We start from the raw sequence: 19,385 nt of genomic DNA, 5'->3' as shown, positions 1-19,385 counted from the left end.
CATGAGTGACGCGCCGCTGCTCTCGCTTAAGGGCGTTTCACGACACTATCCATCGGGTGACGATTTCACGACGGTTCTAAATCGTGTGAACCTTACTATCGAGCGCGGCGAGATGGTGGCGATTATCGGTGCGTCCGGTTCGGGCAAATCCACGCTGATGAACATTCTCGGCTGTCTGGATCGTCCGTCGGAAGGTGAATACCTGATCTCCGGTCGCGCCACGTCGGAGCTTGAAGCCGATGAACTGGCCCAATTACGGCGCGAGCATTTCGGCTTCATTTTCCAGCGCTATCATCTGCTTGGTGAACTCGACGCCGTGGGCAATGTCGAGATTCCGGCCATTTATGCAGGTCAGAGAAAAGAGGAGCGGCGCGAAAAGGCCGAGATGATCCTCCAGCGCCTCGGCATGGGTGAACGCACGCACCATCGACCGAGCCAGCTTTCCGGCGGCCAGCAGCAGCGTGTCTCCATTGCCCGCGCCCTCATCAACGATGCGGATGTCGTTCTGGCTGACGAACCGACGGGCGCGCTCGACAGCCATAGCGGCGAAGAAGTCCTGGGCATTCTTCAGGAGCTGAATCGCGAAGGTCGCACCATCGTCATCGTTACACATGACCGGCAGGTTGCCGCGCGGGCGCAGCGTATTATCGAAATCCGCGACGGTGAAATCATTTCGGACACAAGAAATGGTGAGGCCATGCGACCGTTAACGGCGGTGCCGGTCGTGAATGAGAAGCATACCAAGCCAAGGCTCATTGCCGGGATTCGCGATCGATTCAACGAAGCATTCGCTATGGCGCTCCGCTCGATGAATGCTCATCGGCTCCGCACATTTCTGACAATGCTCGGTATCATTATCGGTACGGCATCCGTTGTGTGTGTCGTGGCGCTCGGACAAGGTTCACAACAGCAGATTCTGGAACGGATCAGCGATCTTGGCACCAATACGCTCTATATCAGCCCCGGCAGGGGATTTGGCGATCTGAAAGCAGCCCAGATTACGACACTCAATCTCGGCGATGCCAATGAGATCGCAAAATTGCCCTATGTCGTGGCTGCCACGCCATCCGACACGACCAGTTCCACCATTCGCGTCGGCGACAAGGAGGTCAGTGTGTCGGTCAATGGCGTCGGTGCGGAATATTTCGCCACGCGCAACAGCAAGCTGCTCGAAGGTCGCTTTTTCGATCAGCGCAATGTCGATGATCTGGCGCAGGTCGCGGTCGTCGACGAAACAGCCAAGACGACCCTTTTCCCGCATGAGGTCGGCTCGGTGATCGGCAAAATAATCCTTCTCAAGAAGGTGCCGGTGCGAATTGTCGGCGTCGTCAAGGCCGAAGAACGCGGTCCGGGCGGCGCACAGACGCTCGAAATCTACCTTCCCCACACGACCGTGCAGACACGTATGACCGGCTCGCGCTCGTTGCAGATGATCCTCGTGCGCGTCGCCGACACGATGGATCCGTCGGAAGCCGAAAAGTTGATAACCACGTTTCTGACAAAGAGGCATGGCGAGAAGGACTTCTCGATTTTCAACACCGATAGTCTGCAGAAGACCATTCAGGCCACGACTGCGACGCTTGCCCTTCTGGTATCCAGTATCGCAGGCATATCGCTCTTTGTCGGCGGCATCGGCGTTATGAACATCATGCTGGTAGCCGTTTCGGAAAGAATCAACGAGATCGGTGTTCGCATGGCAATCGGTGCACGCCAGAGCGATATTTTACAGCAGTTTCTAATTGAAGCAGTTCTCGTCTGCCTCATTGGCGGTGTGCTTGGCGTTCTCATCGCTGCCGGATTTGGCATGTTGTTCGCGCAGTTCAGTTCGATGTTCCAGCTCATTTATTCGCCGACATCGATCGTGGTTGCGCTTGTCTGCTCAAGCCTGATCGGCATCGGATTCGGCTTTATTCCAGCCCGCAACGCTTCCAAACTCGACCCGGTCGTGGCACTTGCCCGAGACTGATGTCTGAGTCTGTCCGCTTGTGTCCCTTCTGTCGTCGAGTGAAGCTTCAAAGCCGTAGAATTAACAGGCTGCTTAAACTACCCTTGATTGTTTTTATGCGCATAAAATACTATAAGAATACGCTTTATATCATTGATAATGTTTCGTTTAAATATGCAACCGATGGTAACAATGCCTCGGTTCCGCTTTCTGTGGTCGATCATATCCCGCAATAATTTTCTGTCTTTTGAGGCATTTCGGAAGGAGGTTGTTAACCTTCATTTTTTATTACTTGGGCTCATTCAGGCGACAGTATCTATGGTTCAGGTATCATGCGTAATTTGAGAGAAAATTTCCACCAATCGACAGGAAATCGTGCAGAGAACGCCCAGGACCCGAAGCTGCCTCGCGGTCAGACGGGAAGTCACGGCCCGAATAGTGACGATACCTGGAAAGTTCACTTTTCGCTCGGCGCGAATGTTCGCTTTACCCGTACGCCGGAAGTCGAGCTTCTGCGTCGTCGCGGCGAGGAGCTTCCGAGCATCAATGAGCGTTCACAGACGAACGCGGCCGAAGCTACGCCTGCCATCAGCGTTGAGGAGGCTGCCGAGGCCCAGCCCATGGCTGTCGCAGAACTCCAGAAAACCGTGTCGCAGAGCATGGTTCGTTCGCCGGTAGCACCGGTGCCTCCTGCAATGCCTGCGGTTCCCATGATTGCCGCCATTGCGTCGGCAACCCCTGTTCTGGACGTAGCTCCAGTCGTGATCGAAACTGTAAATCCAGCTCAGCCATCGGCCTTCGCCTATCTTTCCGACTTCGCTTTCTGGGAAGGTTGCGATATCAACACGGCACTTGTGCCTGCGGAGCCGCTCGTTTCTGCCGTTCCGGCAGAGCCTCGCAAGCCTTTGCCTACTGTTGAATCCATTCTGGCACAGTTCCGCATTCGTGAATGGAACAAGCAGCCCGAGCCGGTTGCCGTGGCTCCTGTTCAGCCAGTCGCAGAAACCCCGGTCGCCCCTGCAGCTTCTGCACCGCTGGAGATCGTCGCACCGGAACCTGTTGCCGCAGTCGAGATCAAAACACCCGCTCCGCAGCCAGTTGTGGCCACGCCTGAGATTGCTCCGGAGGTTGTCGGCGAAGCCACTGAAGATGAAGTCGTGCTCACCGTTGCGGAAGCCGAAGAGCATGTTGTCGAGGAAGTAGTGGCTCCGGAGCCAGCCATCGAAAAGCCTGCTCCGGTCAAGGCAGCGCCCTCGATTGCATTGTACCAGCCGCAGCCCCTCCCCCGCGCGGAAGCGCCGGTGATGCATGGCGAGTATGAATTCCCCCCACGTGATCTCCTGCAGATGCCGCCCGAACAGGACGGAAATGTCATCACGCAGGAAATGCTGGAACGTAGCGCAGGATTGCTGGAAAGCGTTCTGGAAGATTTCGGCGTGCGCGGCGAGATCATCCATGTTCGCCCCGGCCCTGTTGTCACGCTCTATGAGTTTGAACCGGCGCCTGGCGTCAAATCTTCGCGTGTCATCGGCCTTGCCGACGATATTGCGCGCTCTATGTCGGCACTTTCTGCCCGCGTTGCAGTCGTTCCGGGTCGCAATGTCATCGGCATCGAGCTGCCGAATGCCAATCGCGAAACCGTGTATCTGCGCGAAATGATCGATAGCCGCACGTTCGAAGCTTCGAATTACCGCCTGCCGCTTTGCCTTGGCAAAGGCATTGGTGGCGAGCCGGTCATAGCGGAACTGGCCAAGATGCCCCACCTTCTGGTGGCAGGCACGACCGGCTCGGGCAAGTCGGTTGCCATCAACACGATGATCCTGTCGCTGCTCTACCGTTTCAAGCCGGAAGAATGCCGCCTGATCATGGTTGATCCAAAGATGCTGGAACTATCCATCTATGACGGCATTCCGCACCTTTTGACCCCGGTTGTTACCGATCCGAAGAAGGCTGTCGTAGCCCTGAAATGGGCGGTGCGCGAGATGGAAGAACGCTATCGCAAGATGGCCCGTCTCGGCGTGCGCAATATCGAAGGTTTCAATGCCCGCGCCGCTTCGGCCAAGGGCAAGGGTGAAACCGTCATGTGCACGGTGCAGTCCGGTTTCGACAAGGAAACAGGTGAGCCAACCTATATTCAGGAAGAGCTAGACCTGACGCCAATGCCTTACATCGTGGTCATCATCGACGAGATGGCCGACCTTATGATGGTTGCGGGCAAGGATATTGAAGGAGCCGTCCAGCGTCTTGCCCAGATGGCTCGCGCCGCCGGTATCCACCTGATCATGGCAACGCAGCGCCCATCGGTCGACGTCATTACCGGCACGATCAAGGCCAACTTCCCGACCCGCATCTCGTTCCAGGTCACCTCGAAGATCGACAGCCGCACGATCCTCGGTGAAATGGGTGCAGAGCAGCTTCTCGGTCAGGGCGACATGCTGCACATGGCAGGCGGCGGACGCATCGTCCGTGTCCATGGTCCGTTCGTTTCCGACGAGGAAGTGGAAAAGGTGGTCAATCACCTGAAGGAACAGGGACGTCCGGATTATCTGGCGACCGTCACGGAAGACGAGGAAGACGAGGATACTGCGCAGGAAGTGGCTGTTTTCGACGCAACCTCGATGGGTTCGGAAGACGGCGACGATGTGTACGAACAGGCCATCAAGGTGGTGATGCGCGACAAGAAGTGCTCCACTTCCTATATCCAGCGCCGCCTCGGCATCGGTTATAACCGGGCTGCCTCGCTTGTGGAGCGTATGGAAAAGGACGGTCTGGTCGGTCCGGCTAATCATGTTGGAAAGCGTGAGATCCTGACGGGCAACCGCGACTGATTATCGACCAGGAAGAACACAGAAAAAGCCGGATTGCACCCGCGATCCGGCTTTTTGCTGCGACTTGCCAATGGGTTAGAAACTGTTGCGCCAATGCGCTTGTCAAGATGTAAAATTTGGTTAATACTTAGTTCATTCGTACATTCTTGATAATAGGTCGAGATAGCCTCGAAAGCTGCTTTTCGGCCAAAAGATAGGGAGAATGATCGATGAAAAGCATAATCATCGGTCCTGTCACTACCGACAAGGATCGCACAGTTACACAGCAGATTTTGCTGCGCATTCATGAGCAGATGCCGAAGCCCTCGGAAGACAAGACTCAGGTTTGCAACGTATTGCGCCTGTCGAAGGGCGGCTATTCGCATCGCAGACGCAGAATTCATAAACTTGCTTGATAACGAAGCTATGTAACATAATTTTGCTCAGCGCCACGCATTCCCTGCGAATGCGGCAGGCGCTGTAATTTTATCTGATACTAGTGGTCTGATTCCGACATTTGCATCCCTCGGTTACTGGCATCGGACAAATGCCGGAATCAAAAAGACTACTATCAAGTCTATGAATATATTGGATTATTCGAACTTGACGTTTGAAACAGCATCTGCATCAACCGGGATTCAAACGTCAAATTCAATCCACAAGGTTCACCCCGGAAAACCGAGCGCGTGATACTCCTCGTCTTTTTTTGCTTTTCCATTCAAGCCATCAGTCAGAATGCGTAAGCTGGCGCAAGCGGTTGATTGCGTTCACGTTCTTTTGAGACCCTGCCCTTTATTGCCATTGCATTTTTGTTATAGAAGGCCATTTTCTGAATCAGGCTCTATTGGCTGCCATGATTGAAGGACAAGATGATGCCCTCCCCCCAGAATGAACAAGCGATCCAGAAGACTTCCTCTCGTTTCTTCCTTGGTCTGATTTCGGTGCTGGGGGCGGCTTTTTTCATTCTTTTCATGGCGCTGGGCATTTGGCAGGTCGAGCGGCTGCAATGGAAGCTTGATCTTATTGAAAGAGTCGATGCGCGGGTCCACGCCGAGCCGGTCGCGGCGCCGGGAAAAGATGACTGGGTCAACGTAAACCAGAAGGATGACGAGTACCGTCATGTTACGTTGACCGGCACCTATCTGAACGACAAGGAAGTGCTGGTCCATGCACTGACCGAGCGCGGTGCGGGCTATTGGGTTCTGACACCGATGCGCTCGCCTGACGGGGCGCTGACCTTCATCAATCGCGGTTTTGTTCCGAACGAAATGCGCAATCCGTCATCGCGGCAGGAAACGCAGATCGCCGGAGAAACAACCGTAACAGGCCTGATGCGCATGCCGGAACCGGATGGATTCTTCCTCCGCCCGAACGATTCAGCACGCAATGACTGGAATTCGCGCGATGTCGCGGCCTTTGCGCAAAAGGAAAATCTAGGACCCGTTGCGCCCTATTTCATTGATGCGGATGCAAAGTCCGGTTCCGGGACGCTTCCCATTGGCGGGCTGACGGTCGTGAAATTCCGTAACAGCCATCTTTCCTATGCAATTACATGGTTTGCACTTGCTGCCATGATTGCCGGTGCCGCCATTTTTCTCTGGCGGCACGAGCGTAAGTCAAAAGGTTAGATATGTAAGGCGTGGCCAAGCGCTTTCATGCTGGCTTCGGCAAAGCCCTCACTCAATGTCGGATGCGCGTGGATCGTAGCGGCGATGTCTTCCAATCTTGCCCCCATCTCTACCGCTTGCGCGAAGGATGATGAAAGCTCGGATATGCCGACGCCGACAGCCTGAATGCCGAGAATGAGGTGATTATCCGCACGCGCAACGACACGGATCATGCCGTCTTCACGCTCGATGGTCATTGCCCGGCCATTGGCCTGAAACGGGAAGATACCGACCTGAATTTCATGACCAGCCTTGCGGGCCTCGTCCGGCGACTGCCCTACAGTGACGATTTCCGGATCGGTGAAGCAGACGGCAGGAATGCAACGCTTCTCCCAAACCTGATTTCCACCTGCGATGATTTCCGCCACCATTTCGCCCTGCGCCATGGCGCGATGCGCAAGCATCGGTTCGCCGGTTACGTCGCCGATGGCATAGACACCACGCATGGAGGTGCGGCAGCGCTCGTCAATACGGATGAAACGTCCCTCCATATCCAAACTGATTTCGCTGAGACCCCAGCCATCGGTCTGCGGCTTGCGGCCCACAGTGACGAGTATCTTGTCGGCCTTGATGGTTTTCGTGGTTCCATCGGCGGTCAGGACTTCCAGCCCTGCCTCATCCGTCGATCGTCCCTTGGCTGAAGTGCTGGTCAGGACTTCGACGCCGAGCGCCTTCAGGCGTGCCATGACGGGACGCGTTAGTTCCGCATCATATTGCGGCAGGATGCGATCGGTTGCTTCGACCACGGTGACCTTTGCACCAAGCTTGGCAAAGGCCGTGCCGATTTCCAGCCCGATATAGCCGCCGCCGACAATGGCAAGCTTTTCCGGGATATTTTCCAGCGACAGCGCTTCGGTGGACGAAATGACCTTTCCGCCAAATGGCAGCGCCTGAATTTCAACCGGAACGGAACCGGTTGCGATCACGATGTTTTCGGCGTGGATCGTCTGACGGCCCGTATCGGTTTCGACGAGAACGGTCTTCCCGTCGAGAAAACGAGCTTGCCCATGGAACATCCGCACGCGCGACCGTTTCAGGAGGCCGGCCACACCGCCATTCAGACGGTTTACAATACCGTCCTTCCATTCAAGCGTTTTGGCAAAATCAATCGCCGGATTTTGAGCCGTAATGCCGAGCGCGCCCTTCGATGCGAAGACGGAAAGGTGATGGAACTCGTCGGCTGCATGGATCAGCGCCTTGGATGGAATACAGCCCACATTGAGGCAGGTGCCGCCCAGTCGTGTCTTTTCGACCAGCACCGTGTCGATGCCAAGCTGGCCTGCCCGGATGCCGCATACATAGCCGCCGGGGCCGCCGCCGATGATCAGGAGTTTGCAGGAAATCTCACTCATTCGATCAGCCTTCTACAAAAATCATGGCAGGCGTCTCCAGAAGACTTTTCAGCTTCTGCACGAAAACTGCGGCATCCCAGCCGTCGATCACGCGGTGGTCGAAACTACACGACAGGTTCATCATCTTGCGCGGCACGAACTGCACACCGTCCCACATCGGCCGCACAGCCATCTTGTTGATGCCGACAATCGCGACTTCCGGACGATTGATGATTGGTGTCGTGGCGATTGCACCGAGCGGTCCAAGCGATGTGATAGTGATTGTCGAACCGGTCAATTCCTCTCGCTTCGCCGTGCCATTGCGCGCCGCATCAGTAACGCGCGACAATTCGGAAGCCGCAGCGAATACACTCATGCTTTCCGCATGGCGCACCACCGGCACGATGAGGCCGTTCGGGGTCTGCGTGGCGATGCCGATATGTACCCCACCGAACTGACGGATGATGTCGGCCTCGTCATCGAAATGCGCATTAAGCCCCGGCTGCTCCTTCACGGCTTTCACTATCGCGCGAATGACGAACGGCAACAGCGTGAGGCGCGGACGGCCTTCCTTCTGCTCGTGATTGAGCTTGGCGCGAAGCTCCTCGATCTGGCTGACGTCGACTTCCTCGACGATGGTAATATGCGGAATATGGCGCTTCGCCTCGGCCATGCGTTCAGCAATCTTGCGACGAAGGCCGATAACCTTGATCTCATTAACCGAAGTATCGGTTGCATAACCGGATAGAGCCGGTGCCGCGCCTGTTTCCTGCTGGAAAAAGAAGTCGAGATCTTCATGCGTAATGCGCCCCGCCGGTCCCGTACCACGAACGCGACGCAGGTCGACGCCAGCATCACGGGCGCGCAGCCGGACAGACGGTGTGGCCAGTGGCTTTTCACCCTCGCTGCGTACCGGACCCGCACCAGAGAATGCGCGGCCTGCGCTCTCACGTTTCGGCGCAGCGGGCTTCGGAGGAACCGGTGTTTGCAACAGAACTGGTGTTTCGGGAGTTGATGCCGGTTGCGACTTGGCCGTTTCAACAGCAGTCGGAGCCGGTTCTTCTGCGTTCCCTTCGGATTTCTCTTCTGTCGCGCCGCCCTCGATCTCCAGACGGACGAGTTCAGAACCGACGGCAATCTTTTCGCCGACTTCGCCGTTGATAGCGATAACCTTGCCACCGCGTGATGATGGAATTTCCACCGTTGCCTTGTCGGTCATGACTGCGGCAAGAAGATCATCCTCGCGCACAACATCGCCAACCTTTACATGCCATTCGACAAGTTCGGCCTCGGCAACGCCTTCACCGACATCGGGGAGCTTGATTGTAAAATGTGCCATTCTTCCCTCCCCCTCAGGCTTCCATGATCGATATGAGAGCGCGGCCAACCCGGTCGGGACCGGGGAAATAGGCCCATTCCTGCGCATGCGGGTAAGGCGTATCCCAGCCGGTAACGCGGATGATCGGCGCTTCGAGATGATAGAAGCAGTCGCGCTGCACGAGCGCAGCAAGTTCCGCGCCATAACCGCAGGTCAGCGTCGCCTCGTGCACGATGACGCAGCGCCCGGTCTTCTTCACCGACGCCATGATGGTGTCCGTATCGAGCGGGAGCAGCGTGCGAAGATCGATTACCTCGGCATCCACCCCCGTCTCCTCGGCGGCTGCAAGCGCCACATGAACCATGGTGCCATAGGCAAGCACCGTCACACCGCTGCCTTCGCGGCGGATGGCAGCCTTGCCGAGCGGCACGGTGTAATGGCCTTCCGGCACATCGCCGAGATCGTGTTTCTTCCAGGATGTCACCGGACGGTCGTGATGACCGTCGAAAGGCCCGTTATAGAGCCGCTTCGGCTCGAACATGATGACTGGGTCCGGGTCTTCGATGGCCGCCAGCAGCAGCCCTTTCGCATCGGCAGGCGTGGACGGCATGATGGTCTTGAGACCCGACACATGGGTGAAAAGCGCCTCCGGGCTCTGGCTGTGTGTCTGACCGCCATAGATACCGCCGCCCGAAGGCATACGGATGACGATGGGACACGTGAACTCGCCCGCAGAGCGATAACGCAGGCGCGCGGCCTCGGAAACGATCTGGTCGTAAGCCGGGTAGACATAGTCGGCGAACTGCACTTCGATGCAAGGGCGCAGGCCGTAAGCGGCCATACCGATAGCGGTGCCGACAATGCCCAACTCGCTGATCGGCGCGTCGAAGCAGCGCTCCTTGCCGTATTTCTTCTGGAGGCCAGCCGTACAGCGGAAAACACCGCCGAAGTAACCGACATCCTCACCGAACACGACCACCTTCTTGTCGCGTTCCATGGCGATATCGTGGGCGTTCTGAATCGCCTCGATCATGGTCATCTTGGTCATGAATTAGAACCCCGCTTCCTGACGCTGGCGGACAAGATGCGGCGGCGTCTCCGCATAAACATCTTCGAACATATCGCGCATAGACGGCTTGCGCCCGTCATGCAGCGTGCCAATGGCTTCCGCTTCGCGCTGAGCAGCAACCACCAGGTCCATCACCTCGGCCTCGGCTTGCTTGTGTCGCTCATCCGACCAGACCCCACGATTGATAAGATGGTTCTTGAGGCGAAGGATCGGATCGCCAAGGGGCCACGCATCGTTTTCGGCCTTGGGGCGATAGGCAGAAGGATCATCCGAGGTGGAGTGTCCGCCAGCGCGATAGGTCACATATTCGACGATGGTTGGTCCAAGATTACGCCGGGCGCGTTCCACCGCCCATTTGGCGACGGCGTGGACGGCCAGATAATCGTTGCCGTCGACACGCAGAGCAGGAATGCCGAAGCCGTGTCCGCGTGCAGCAAAAGTGCCCGAACCGCCACGCGCAATGCCCTGGAAGGTGGAGATGGCCCACTGGTTGTTGACGATGTTCATCACCACCGGGGCTTTATAGGTCGAAGCAAAGACCAAAGCTGCGTGGAAATCGCTTTCGGCAGTTGAGCCATCGCCAATCCACGCCGCGGCGATCTTCGTGTCGTGGCTGATGGCAGAAGCCATGGCCCAGCCGACGGCCTGCGTATACTGCGTCGCGAGGTTGCCGGAGATTGTGAAGAAGCCGTGCTCCTGTGACGAGTACATCACCGGAAGTTGGCGGCCTTTCAGCGGGTCGTGCTCGTTGGAGAAAATCTGGTTCATCATCGTGACGAGCGGATAGTCGTCGGCAATGAGCAGCCCGGCCTGACGATAGGTCGGGAAATTCATGTCGCCCTTGCGCAGCGCCTTGCGGAAAGCGCAGCTCACCGCCTCTTCGCCCAGATGCTGCATGTAGAACGAGGTTTTGCCCTGACGTTGAGCCATCATCATGCGCGCATCATAGGCGCGCAGGATCATCATGTGGCGAAGCCCGTCTTTCAGCTCATCGTCGGTCAAAGTGCCTGCCCAGGGACCGACTGCTTCGCCCTCGCGGTTCAAAACACGAATGATGCTGAAAGCCAGATCACGCATCGCTTCCGGTTTTTCATCGACTTCCGGCCTGCGAACACTTCCCGCACGCGGGATTTTGACATGGGAGAAATCCGGTGCATCGCCAGGCCGCCATTCAGGCTCGGGAACATGCAGGGATAGTACGACATCATCGCTCATGCGGGTAACCCTCGAAACTGGCCTCGCAACTGGCCTCGCAACTGGCCTCGGGAACTTACAGAATGTCGAACGGGGGAATATCGGTTTGGTTCCGGGCGCCCCGGATCTTTATCGGCGGCTTTATTTTGAAACCTGCCGACCCTGTTCCTCCCATGCGACATGGCGCCGATTTCCTCCTTCGGCACCATCCACTTTCAGGGTGGAACGGGTTCAAAAATAAAGCAAGATTATTTTTCAATCACTTCGACAGCCATGTCTCAAACCAGTTCGATCATGCATTAGAAGAGACTAAGCCACACTTGACGAAACAAGCTTATTTCAATGATTTAGATGGGATTTCATGTGGAATGTTTACAATGTGAATTGCGCAATATTATTGCTCTCGATTGACTAATACGTCAGTACTCATTGGTACGATTTGAACTAGATCCGCCACGCTTATTGTTTCAACCGAAGGGACCCTGAGACGTTTTGTCCATCGTCTAGGGTTAGAATTTCGGACGTTGGCCAATGCCGATTCTCCAAAAAGAAAAGCCGCACCCTTGGGTGCGGCTTTGATAGAGGCTGCGGAATGTCCGGTTTAGCGGATGGCTTTGCCATCGGCATCGAACCTATGCACCTTGCTGTCTTCAGGGGTAATGCAGACCACATCGCCTTCATTGTAGTGGTGTTCGCCGAAGAGCCGCACGGTAATCAGGCCAGCGGCTTCGGTTTCCACATAAAGGATCGTATCAGCACCGAGATGTTCGGCATGAATGACCTTGCCTTTCCATTTGCCGCTGTCGCGGCTGACGGAAATATGCTCGGGACGAATACCAACCGTCTTCGCTCCGGCATCGCCGATGCGGGTGCCATCAACGAAATTCATCTGCGGTGAGCCGATGAAGCCCGCAACAAACAGATTGTCCGGCTTATTGTAGAGTTCCATCGGCGAACCGATCTGCTCAATGTGTCCGGCATTCAGGACGACGATACGGTCTGCAAGCGTCATGGCCTCGACCTGATCGTGCGTGACATAGATCATCGTTGCCTTCAGCTCGCGATGCAGCTTGGCGATCTCAAGCCGGGTCTGTACGCGAAGCGCAGCATCGAGGTTCGACAGCGGTTCATCGAACAGGAACAGTTCCGGTTCACGCACCAGTGCACGACCGATGGCGACGCGCTGGCGCTGGCCGCCCGACATTTCAGCGGGACGGCGGCCCAGATAAGGATCCAGCCCCAGCATTGCCGAAGCCTTGGAGACACGCGTTTCGATTTCCGCCTTGGGCGTGCCTGCCTGCTTGAGGCCAAGCCCCATATTGTCCTTCACCGTCAAATGCGGGTAAAGCGCGTAGGACTGGAACACCATCGCGATTCCGCGCTTCGACGGCGGTGTGACGGTTACGTCCTCGCCATTGATGAGCACCTGACCGGAAGAGACATCCTCCAGTCCGGCGATGGAGCGCAGCAGCGTTGACTTACCGCAACCGGAAGGTCCGACGAAGATGATGAATTCACCGTCCTGCACTTCCAGATTGATATCCTTCAGAACTTCCTGCGCGCCGTAGCGCTTGTGTATCGATTTGAGTAGCAGCGATCCCACGTAACAAATTCCCTTAAATTCTACCGGCTTACAGTTTGACAGGCTGGCCCGAGCGCACGCTTTCATCTGCGGCAAGGCAGATGCGCAGCGATTGCAGCGCGTCATCCATATGTCGGTTGAGATCGATATCCTCGCGAATTGCCTTCAGCATGTAGGCCTGCTCGCGTTCGCACAATTCCTGATGGCCGGGCTCGTCCGCCATGGAGAGGTCCATATCCGGATTCAGGAACTTGCCGTCGGCTCCACGCTCGGCGCGGTGAACACGGATCGTAGAGGTCTTGGTATGCGCATCCACATCGTCGGATTTGGTGACGGCTTCGTTCATGACGATCGATACGCAGCCATTCGGCGAAATCACGTCTTTCACGAAGAAGGCTGTCTCCGACATCATCGGACCCCAGCCTGCTTCGTACCAGCCGATCGTGCCGTCATCGAACAGCACCTGAAGGTGACCGTAATTATACATATCCGGCTTGATCTCGTCGGAGAGCCGCAGCCCCATTCCGCGCACTTCCACCGGCTTTGCATCCGTGATCTGGCACATAACGTCCACATAATGTACGCCGCAATCAACAATGGGTGACGTGGTGTTCATCAGGTTCTTGTGCGTTTCCCAGGTCGCGCCGCTGGACTGCTGGTTGAGGTTCATGCGGAACACATAAGGTCCGCCAAGCTGACGCGCCTCGGAAATAAGCCGCATCCACGACGGATGATGGCGCAGGATATAACCGATCACGAGCTTGCGTCCGTTGGCCCGTGCGCAGTCGATCACCCGGCGCGCATCCTCAACCGTCGTTGCCAGTGGCTTTTCCACGAACACATGCGCGCCCTGCTCAAGCGCCGCGACGGCATAATCCGCATGGCTTTCCGAATAGGTGGCGACACAGGCCAGATCGGGCTTCAATTCCTTCAATGCTTCATGGAAGGAAGGATGGATTTCATAGCCTGCCAGTTCATCGGGCACGGCAACCTTGGTGCGATTGACGAGGCCGATGATCTCAAAACCCGGATTACGGTGATAGGCCAGTGCATGGCTGCGGCCCATATTGCCGAGACCGGCGGAAAGAACACGGACAGGATTTTGCATTACAGAACTCATTTTACAGCCCCTGCGGTGATGCCGCGGATTAGCTGCCGCGAGAAGATGACATAAAGGATGAGGATCGGGAACATCGCCAGCGAAAGGGCCGACAGAACGGCATTCCAGTTGGTGACGAACTGACCGATGAAGAGCTGCGAACCGAGTGTAACCGTCTTGGTGGCTTCACTTGGTGCAAGGATCAACGGGAACCAGAGATCGTTCCAGATCGGGATCATGGTGAAGACAGCAACCGTGGCCATGGCAGGCCGGATCAGCGGCAGCACAAGCTTGAAGAAGATGGCATATTCCGACATGCCATCTATTCGCCCGGCATTCTTCAAATCATCGGACACGGTTCGCATGAACTCGGACAGGATGAAGATCGCAAGCGGCAGTCCCTGTGCAGTGTAGACAAGGATCAGCGCCGTCAGCGTATTCACCAGGCCAGCAGCCACCATGCCTTGCAGCAGAGCAACCGTGCCGAGCCGGATCGGGATCATGATGCCGATGGCGAGATAAAGCCCCATCAGCGTGTTGCCCTTGAAGCGATATTCGGCAAGCGCAAAGGCTGCCATCGCACCGAACAGGATCACGAGGAAAATGCTCGCCACGGTAACGATGGTGCTGTTCTGGAAATAGGTCAGGAATGAGCCTTGTTTCAGAACGGTTTCATAACCGATGAGGCTGAAATTTTCCGGTGTCGGAAACTGGAGCGGCGTGCGGAAGATCGCGTTGCGATCCTTGAACGAGTTGATTAGCGTCAGCGCCACGGGGAACACGGCGATCAACATGTAGAATATCAGGGCCGCATGAACGAGAGTGGTGCGAATGGGCGATGTGCGTGCTTTCGACATGGTCTCGTCCTTCAGAACTGATAGCGGCGCATACGGCGCTGGATGCCGAACAGATAGAGCGACACGCCTGCCAGAATGATGAGGAACATCACGGCGGCGATGGTTGCGCCCATGGACGGATTGCCGAGCTGCAACTGGAAGCCGAAGAAGGTGCGATAAAGGAACGTGCCCAGGATATCGGTCGACTTGTCCGGCCCGGCCAGCGCACCCTGCATCGAATAAACGAGGTCGAAGGCGTTAAAGTTGGCAACGAAGGTCATCACAGAGATCAGGCCGATGGATGGCAGGATCAGCGGAAGCTTGATCTTGAAGAACTGGCTCCAGCCGGTAATGCCGTCGCATTCGGCAGCTTCGACGATTTCATCGGGAATGTTTAGCAGCGCTGCATAAATCAGCATCATCGGAATACCGACGAACTGCCAGACTGAGACAAGCGATACCGTTACCAGTGCTGACTCGGCTTTGCCCAGCCATGGTCCGAAAGCCCATTTCATCCCCACCAGATCCATCATCCACGGCGCGACGCCCCAGATTGGCGACAGGATCAGCTTCCAGATGAAGCCGACGATTACGAAGGACAACAGCGTCGGCAGAAAGATCGCGGTGCGATAAAGCGCAGCAAACCGCAGCTTCGGCAGGGACAGCATGGCTGCCAGAAGAATGCCGATCGGGTTTTGAACAAGCATGTGAATACAAAAGAATATAACGTTGTTTTTCAACGCATTCCAGAAATCACGCGACCAGTTAGGGTCACCGAAAAGCACCTGAAAATTTGCGAACCCCACAAACGTGCGCTGTCCGTCGACGACATTGAAGAATGCCTGCCGCAATGTCTCGACCAGTGGCAACACCATCACTGCAGTGTAGATCAGGACGCAAGGCAGAAGAAATACAAGTATATGCCAACGCCTCGGGCGCTTGTGCACGATACCTGTCATGTCGGCAGATTGGCTCATATGGGCATTCGCTCTTCAAGAGCATTTCCAACAAGCATGTGAACTTGGCGTATGGAAATGCGTAAACCGATGGTTAGCGTTCTCGTTCACGAGAATGCGTGCAAACCGGGAAACCATATTTCCCATCCCTGCCCGCTCGCGTCATTTTAAACTGACACGGAATGCACCGATTGCAAAACAGCATGTCGATGCGTCAGATGAAAAGATATGGGCGGCGCGCCCCCGCGATCGCCGCCCATATTGTCCCGCGTTTTTACTTCGCAGGCTTGTACCAGCTATCGAGGCCTTCCTGCAGCTTCTTCGCAGCATCTTCCGGCGTCACAGTACCGTTGATGACGTTGGCCGACTGAACCCAGGTTTCATTTTCGAGGTTCGGCGTGCCACGCGACAGGATCTGGTAGGTCGAACGAATGGTCGGCTTGCACTTTTCGCGCCAGGAAACGAATTCCTGCGCCAGTGGATCGCTCATCTTCACAGCCGTCGAATTCAGACTGAAGAAGCCCGGCAGCGCATTGGCGTAGATTTCAGCGAATTCAGGCGAAGACACCCAGTTCAGGAAAACCTTTGCCTGTTCTGCGTGCTTGCTCGAAGCATTGAGGCCGAGACCGATATCGTTGTGGTCGGAGATGTAGCAGGTATCGCCTGCATTCTTAACCGGCGGCGGGAAGGCGCCCATCTTGAACTGTGCTTGCGTGTTGAACAGGCCGATTTCCCACGAACCTGCCGGAAAGATGGCGGCACGACCGAGCGTGAACAGGTTCTGGCTGTCCGGATAGGTCTGTGCTTCGAAGCCGTCGCCCAGATAGTCCTTCCACTTGGCAAGCACTGCAAACGGTTCGACCCACTGCGGATCGGTCAGTTTTTCCGTGCCGGCGATCAGTGCCTTGCGGCCTTCTTCGCCCTTCCAGTAGGTCGGGCCGATATTCTGGTAGCCCATGGTTGCGGCTTCCCACATATCCTTCGTGCCCATGGCCATCGGGATGTAGTTACCGTCAGCCTTGATCTTGTCGAGCATCGCAAAGAATTCAGCCTCGGTGGCCGGTGGCGTAATGCCAAGCTGGTCGAAGGCGTCCTTGTTGTAGATGAAGCCGTGAATAACCGAAGCCATCGGCACGCAGAAAGTCTTCGAACCATCGTCGGTGGTCCATGCGGACTTGGCGACGTCCGAGAAGTTTTTCATGCCTTCGAGATCGGTAAGATCGGAGAGTTTGCCCTTGTTGAACAGTTCGAGTGAGGTGTCGAACGGACGGCACGAAATCAGATCGCCGCCCGAACCAGCATCGAGCTTGGCGTTGAGAGCCGCATTATATTCAGTCGGCGCGCTTGGCGCGAAGTTGATCTTGATGCCAGGATTCTTGGCTTCAAATGCCGGAATGATCTTTTCCTGCCAGATCTGCAGATCGTCGTTACGCCAGCTTTCGACCGTCAGCGTGACGTCTTCGGCAAGCGCAGCCGATCCCGACGCCAGAAGCGTGGAACCCAGCAGCATGAGTTTCAACGTATTACGAACCATTTGACCTTCTCCCGTTTTTCTAGCGCGCCCGTTTTTGGCGCGTATGCGCAAAAGAGGCGAAACTACGCCAGACCGCCTCGGTAGGATCACTCCTCGCGTTACGGGAAAAGTACCGGCCCCCGCCGGTGATCTCCATCCCAAATCCGCGTGATCCTCGCCTTCAGCGGCATTGCGCTCCCCTTCTGCTGAAATTAATGCCAAAAACGTACCAATTGTCCAGAGAAGTTTACGACTTTCGCGCAGAAAAATTGAAACCGGCCATTTTTTCCAAATTTTATCAACGAATTAATCAATTTTATCACAAGCCGACAAATCTGCTTGGTTAATGGTATTTTTTTGGTATCTTCAGGCCGGAGGTATCTTCATGACTGAATTCTTCATTGGCGTTGATGGTGGCGGCACAGGATGCCGCGCCGTGGTCGCGGGTAGCGATGGTGCGATTCTGGGTTCGGGGCACAGTGGCTCGGCCAATATCGTCACCGATCCGCAGACGTCGCTCACTAATGTGGTCGCGGCGATCGACAACGCTTTTGACAATGCCGGACTGGACAAGGCGCATTATGTGACCAGTCATGCGGTTCTTGGCCTGGCTGGCGGTAATGTCGAGGGTGCAGGCACCCCGATAGAACGTGGTCTGCCGTTCGCGCACTCCAATGTGGAATTCGACGGTGTGATCGCCCTGCAAGGCGCGCTTGGCGATCAGGACGGGATCGTCGCCATTCTTGGTACGGGCACGGCCTATATCAAGCGCCGGAACGGTCACATCCATTCGGTCGGCGGATGGGGATTCCCCTTGAGCGACCTTGGCAGCGGTGCACGGCTCGGCCAAAGCCTGCTGCAGGAAAGCCTGCTCGTGCATGATGGCATTCATCCGCGCACACGCCTGACGACTGACCTTCTGAACGAGTTCGACAATAATCCGGACAATCTTGTCGAGTTTGCATGGACTGCAAAACCCGGCGATTTCGGCAAATATGCTCCACGTGTTTTCCAATATGCGAGCGAAGGCGACGAAACCGCACGGATGTTGCTGGAGCGCTCCGCTGCCTATATCAGCGAAACGCTCGATGTGCTGATCAGACAGGGCGCGGAACGCATCAGCCTGCTTGGCGGCATGGCACCCCTCTACGTGGAATGGCTGCCGCCACACCAGCAGAAGCTTCTGGTCAAACCTGCGGCTGATGCCTTGACAGGTGCCCTTCAGCTTGCCCTCAAGCGATATGGGCCGCAAAATGGAAAGGCGCGCGAATGAGCGGAAACTTCAGCGCTTTTCTGCCCAAGAACCTGCAGGGCTCTGCGCCGTCCTCCGGCGGACCGCTCTATATGCAGCTACGTCAGTCGCTGGAGGCTGCAATCCGCGCCGGACAACTGGTCGACGGCGAAGCCCTGCCGCCGGAACGCGACATTGCGGAATATGCCAATATCAGCCGCGTGACAGTACGCAAGGCAGTGGACGATCTCGTCAAGGCCGGGCTTCTCGTGCGTCGCCACGGTTCAGGTACGTTCGTCGTGCGTCCGAGTGAACGCGTGCAGCAATCGCTCTCCATGCTGACCTCGTTTACAGAAGACATGGCGCGTCGCGGCATCACCACGCAATCCAGATGGCTGGAACGCGGCCTTTATTATCCTTCGCCTGAAGAGATGATGAAGCTGGGTGTCTCCTCGGAAACCCGCGTTGCCCGCCTCGGGCGTCTGCGTATTGCAAGTGATATGCCGCTGGCCATCGAACGAGCAAGTCTTTCAAGCGAAATCCTGCCCGATCCGGATGCTGTAAAGGGCTCGCTTTATGCTGAACTGAGCCGTACAGGGTTTCGTCCCGTTCGCGCTGTCCAGCGTATAGCTGCCTGCAACATCAAGGATCCCGACGCACGTATTCTGGGCGTCAAGGAAGGCGATGCGGGTCTGTCCATCGAGCGACTGTCCTATTTACCGTCAGGTCGTGTGGTGGAGTTTACAAAATCGCTTTATCGCGGCGATGCCTATGATTTCGTGGCTGAACTGACAATACCGCAATCTTGAACGACAGGTTCATCAAGGAAAACGGCCC

The 19,385-nt window shown here is 56.3% G+C and carries 14 protein-coding genes and 2 pseudogenes; 7 read left to right on the top strand and 9 right to left on the bottom strand.

Annotated features, from left to right (window positions below; translation table 11 throughout):
• Nucleotide 1 precedes the first annotated feature (1 nt).
• From ACYSN1_RS08910 to ACYSN1_RS08890, 5 genes and pseudogenes are all read left to right on the top strand, one after another.
• Nucleotides 2-1,966, top strand: a complete 1,965-nt coding sequence (locus tag ACYSN1_RS08910) for a MacB family efflux pump subunit (RefSeq protein WP_461725345.1) — start codon at nt 2-4, stop codon at nt 1,964-1,966.
• A 311-nt stretch (nt 1,967-2,277) separates the two neighbouring features.
• A pseudogene (locus ACYSN1_RS08905) lies at nt 2,278-2,647 on the top strand (DNA translocase FtsK); the annotation flags it as partial.
• 86 nt (nt 2,648-2,733) lie between these two features.
• Nucleotides 2,734-4,773: pseudogene (locus tag ACYSN1_RS08900) on the top strand (DNA translocase FtsK); the annotation flags it as partial.
• Between the two features lie 209 nt (nt 4,774-4,982).
• On the top strand, nt 4,983-5,168 hold the full coding sequence (locus ACYSN1_RS08895) for a hypothetical protein (RefSeq protein ID WP_140019321.1): 186 nt from the start codon (nt 4,983-4,985) through the stop codon (nt 5,166-5,168).
• A 456-nt stretch (nt 5,169-5,624) separates the two neighbouring features.
• Nucleotides 5,625-6,380, top strand: a complete 756-nt coding sequence (locus ACYSN1_RS08890; protein WP_461725859.1) for an SURF1 family protein — start codon at nt 5,625-5,627, stop codon at nt 6,378-6,380.
• On the opposite strand, the gene lpdA is transcribed toward ACYSN1_RS08890, so the two are convergent.
• From lpdA to ACYSN1_RS08845, 9 genes are all read right to left on the bottom strand, one after another.
• Entirely contained in the window at nt 6,377-7,771 is a 1,395-nt protein-coding gene (gene lpdA, locus ACYSN1_RS08885) for a dihydrolipoyl dehydrogenase (protein WP_461725344.1), read from the bottom strand. The two genes, ACYSN1_RS08890 and lpdA, sit on opposite strands and share 4 nt — an antisense overlap.
• A 4-nt stretch (nt 7,772-7,775) precedes the next feature.
• Nucleotides 7,776-9,089, bottom strand: a complete 1,314-nt coding sequence (locus ACYSN1_RS08880) for a dihydrolipoamide acetyltransferase family protein (RefSeq protein WP_461725343.1) — start codon at nt 9,087-9,089, stop codon at nt 7,776-7,778.
• 13 nt (nt 9,090-9,102) lie between these two features.
• Nucleotides 9,103-10,116, bottom strand: a complete 1,014-nt coding sequence (locus ACYSN1_RS08875; protein WP_461725342.1) for an alpha-ketoacid dehydrogenase subunit beta — start codon at nt 10,114-10,116, stop codon at nt 9,103-9,105.
• 3 nt (nt 10,117-10,119) lie between these two features.
• Nucleotides 10,120-11,352, bottom strand: coding sequence for a thiamine pyrophosphate-dependent enzyme (locus ACYSN1_RS08870; protein ID WP_461725341.1), 1,233 nt, complete (start codon nt 11,350-11,352; stop codon nt 10,120-10,122).
• A 580-nt stretch (nt 11,353-11,932) separates the two neighbouring features.
• Complete coding sequence (locus tag ACYSN1_RS08865) at nt 11,933-12,934, bottom strand: ABC transporter ATP-binding protein (protein ID WP_461725340.1); 1,002 nt, start codon at nt 12,932-12,934, stop codon at nt 11,933-11,935.
• 28 nt (nt 12,935-12,962) lie between these two features.
• Complete coding sequence (locus ACYSN1_RS08860; protein WP_461725339.1) at nt 12,963-14,033, bottom strand: Gfo/Idh/MocA family protein; 1,071 nt, start codon at nt 14,031-14,033, stop codon at nt 12,963-12,965.
• Nucleotides 14,030-14,869: a carbohydrate ABC transporter permease gene (locus tag ACYSN1_RS08855; protein ID WP_461725338.1), complete on the bottom strand. Its 840-nt coding sequence runs from the start codon at nt 14,867-14,869 to the stop codon at nt 14,030-14,032. The genes ACYSN1_RS08860 and ACYSN1_RS08855 overlap by 4 nt, the downstream gene beginning before the upstream one ends.
• 11 nt (nt 14,870-14,880) lie before the next feature.
• Entirely contained in the window at nt 14,881-15,825 is a 945-nt protein-coding gene (locus ACYSN1_RS08850; RefSeq protein ID WP_461725337.1) for a carbohydrate ABC transporter permease, read from the bottom strand.
• Between the two features lie 253 nt (nt 15,826-16,078).
• Nucleotides 16,079-17,338 (bottom strand): ABC transporter substrate-binding protein, encoded by a 1,260-nt coding sequence (locus ACYSN1_RS08845; RefSeq protein WP_461725336.1) that lies wholly within the window; start codon nt 17,336-17,338, stop codon nt 16,079-16,081.
• A 364-nt stretch (nt 17,339-17,702) separates the two neighbouring features.
• On the opposite strand from ACYSN1_RS08845, the gene ACYSN1_RS08840 reads away from it, so the two are divergent.
• Together ACYSN1_RS08840 and ACYSN1_RS08835 are read left to right on the top strand one after the other, a co-directional pair.
• Nucleotides 17,703-18,590 carry a glucosamine kinase nucleotide-binding domain-containing protein gene (locus ACYSN1_RS08840; RefSeq protein WP_461725335.1) on the top strand — a complete coding sequence of 296 codons (888 nt, stop codon included), beginning with the start codon at nt 17,703-17,705 and terminating at the stop codon, nt 18,588-18,590.
• Nucleotides 18,587-19,357: a GntR family transcriptional regulator gene (locus ACYSN1_RS08835; protein ID WP_176036152.1), complete on the top strand. Its 771-nt coding sequence runs from the start codon at nt 18,587-18,589 to the stop codon at nt 19,355-19,357. The genes ACYSN1_RS08840 and ACYSN1_RS08835 overlap by 4 nt, the downstream gene beginning before the upstream one ends.
• The last annotated feature ends 28 nt before the right edge of the window (nt 19,358-19,385 follow it).

It is taken from the genome of Brucella sp. LJL56, from assembly GCF_054871705.1.
The sequence above is the reverse complement of the archived record's forward strand: the minus strand, read 5'-3'. Positions and strand labels throughout refer to the sequence as shown.

Bases quoted from the DNA above. Each gene is read 5' to 3' on its own strand.
- ACYSN1_RS08910 (WP_461725345.1), top strand. From the start codon at position 2: ATGAGTGACGCGCCGCTGCTCTCGCTTAAGGGCGTTTCACGACACTAT.
- ACYSN1_RS08895 (WP_140019321.1), top strand. From the start codon at position 4,983: ATGAAAAGCATAATCATCGGTCCTGTCACTACCGACAAGGATCGCACA.
- ACYSN1_RS08890 (WP_461725859.1), top strand. From the start codon at position 5,625: ATGCCCTCCCCCCAGAATGAACAAGCGATCCAGAAGACTTCCTCTCGT.
- lpdA (WP_461725344.1), bottom strand. From the start codon at position 7,771: ATGAGTGAGATTTCCTGCAAACTCCTGATCATCGGCGGCGGCCCCGGC.
- ACYSN1_RS08880 (WP_461725343.1), bottom strand. From the start codon at position 9,089: ATGGCACATTTTACAATCAAGCTCCCCGATGTCGGTGAAGGCGTTGCC.
- ACYSN1_RS08875 (WP_461725342.1), bottom strand. From the start codon at position 10,116: ATGACCAAGATGACCATGATCGAGGCGATTCAGAACGCCCACGATATC.
- ACYSN1_RS08870 (WP_461725341.1), bottom strand. From the start codon at position 11,352: ATGAGCGATGATGTCGTACTATCCCTGCATGTTCCCGAGCCTGAATGG.
- ACYSN1_RS08860 (WP_461725339.1), bottom strand. From the start codon at position 14,033: ATGAGTTCTGTAATGCAAAATCCTGTCCGTGTTCTTTCCGCCGGTCTC.
- ACYSN1_RS08855 (WP_461725338.1), bottom strand. From the start codon at position 14,869: ATGTCGAAAGCACGCACATCGCCCATTCGCACCACTCTCGTTCATGCG.
- ACYSN1_RS08850 (WP_461725337.1), bottom strand. From the start codon at position 15,825: ATGAGCCAATCTGCCGACATGACAGGTATCGTGCACAAGCGCCCGAGG.
- ACYSN1_RS08845 (WP_461725336.1), bottom strand. From the start codon at position 17,338: ATGGTTCGTAATACGTTGAAACTCATGCTGCTGGGTTCCACGCTTCTG.
- ACYSN1_RS08840 (WP_461725335.1), top strand. From the start codon at position 17,703: ATGACTGAATTCTTCATTGGCGTTGATGGTGGCGGCACAGGATGCCGC.
- ACYSN1_RS08835 (WP_176036152.1), top strand. From the start codon at position 18,587: ATGAGCGGAAACTTCAGCGCTTTTCTGCCCAAGAACCTGCAGGGCTCT.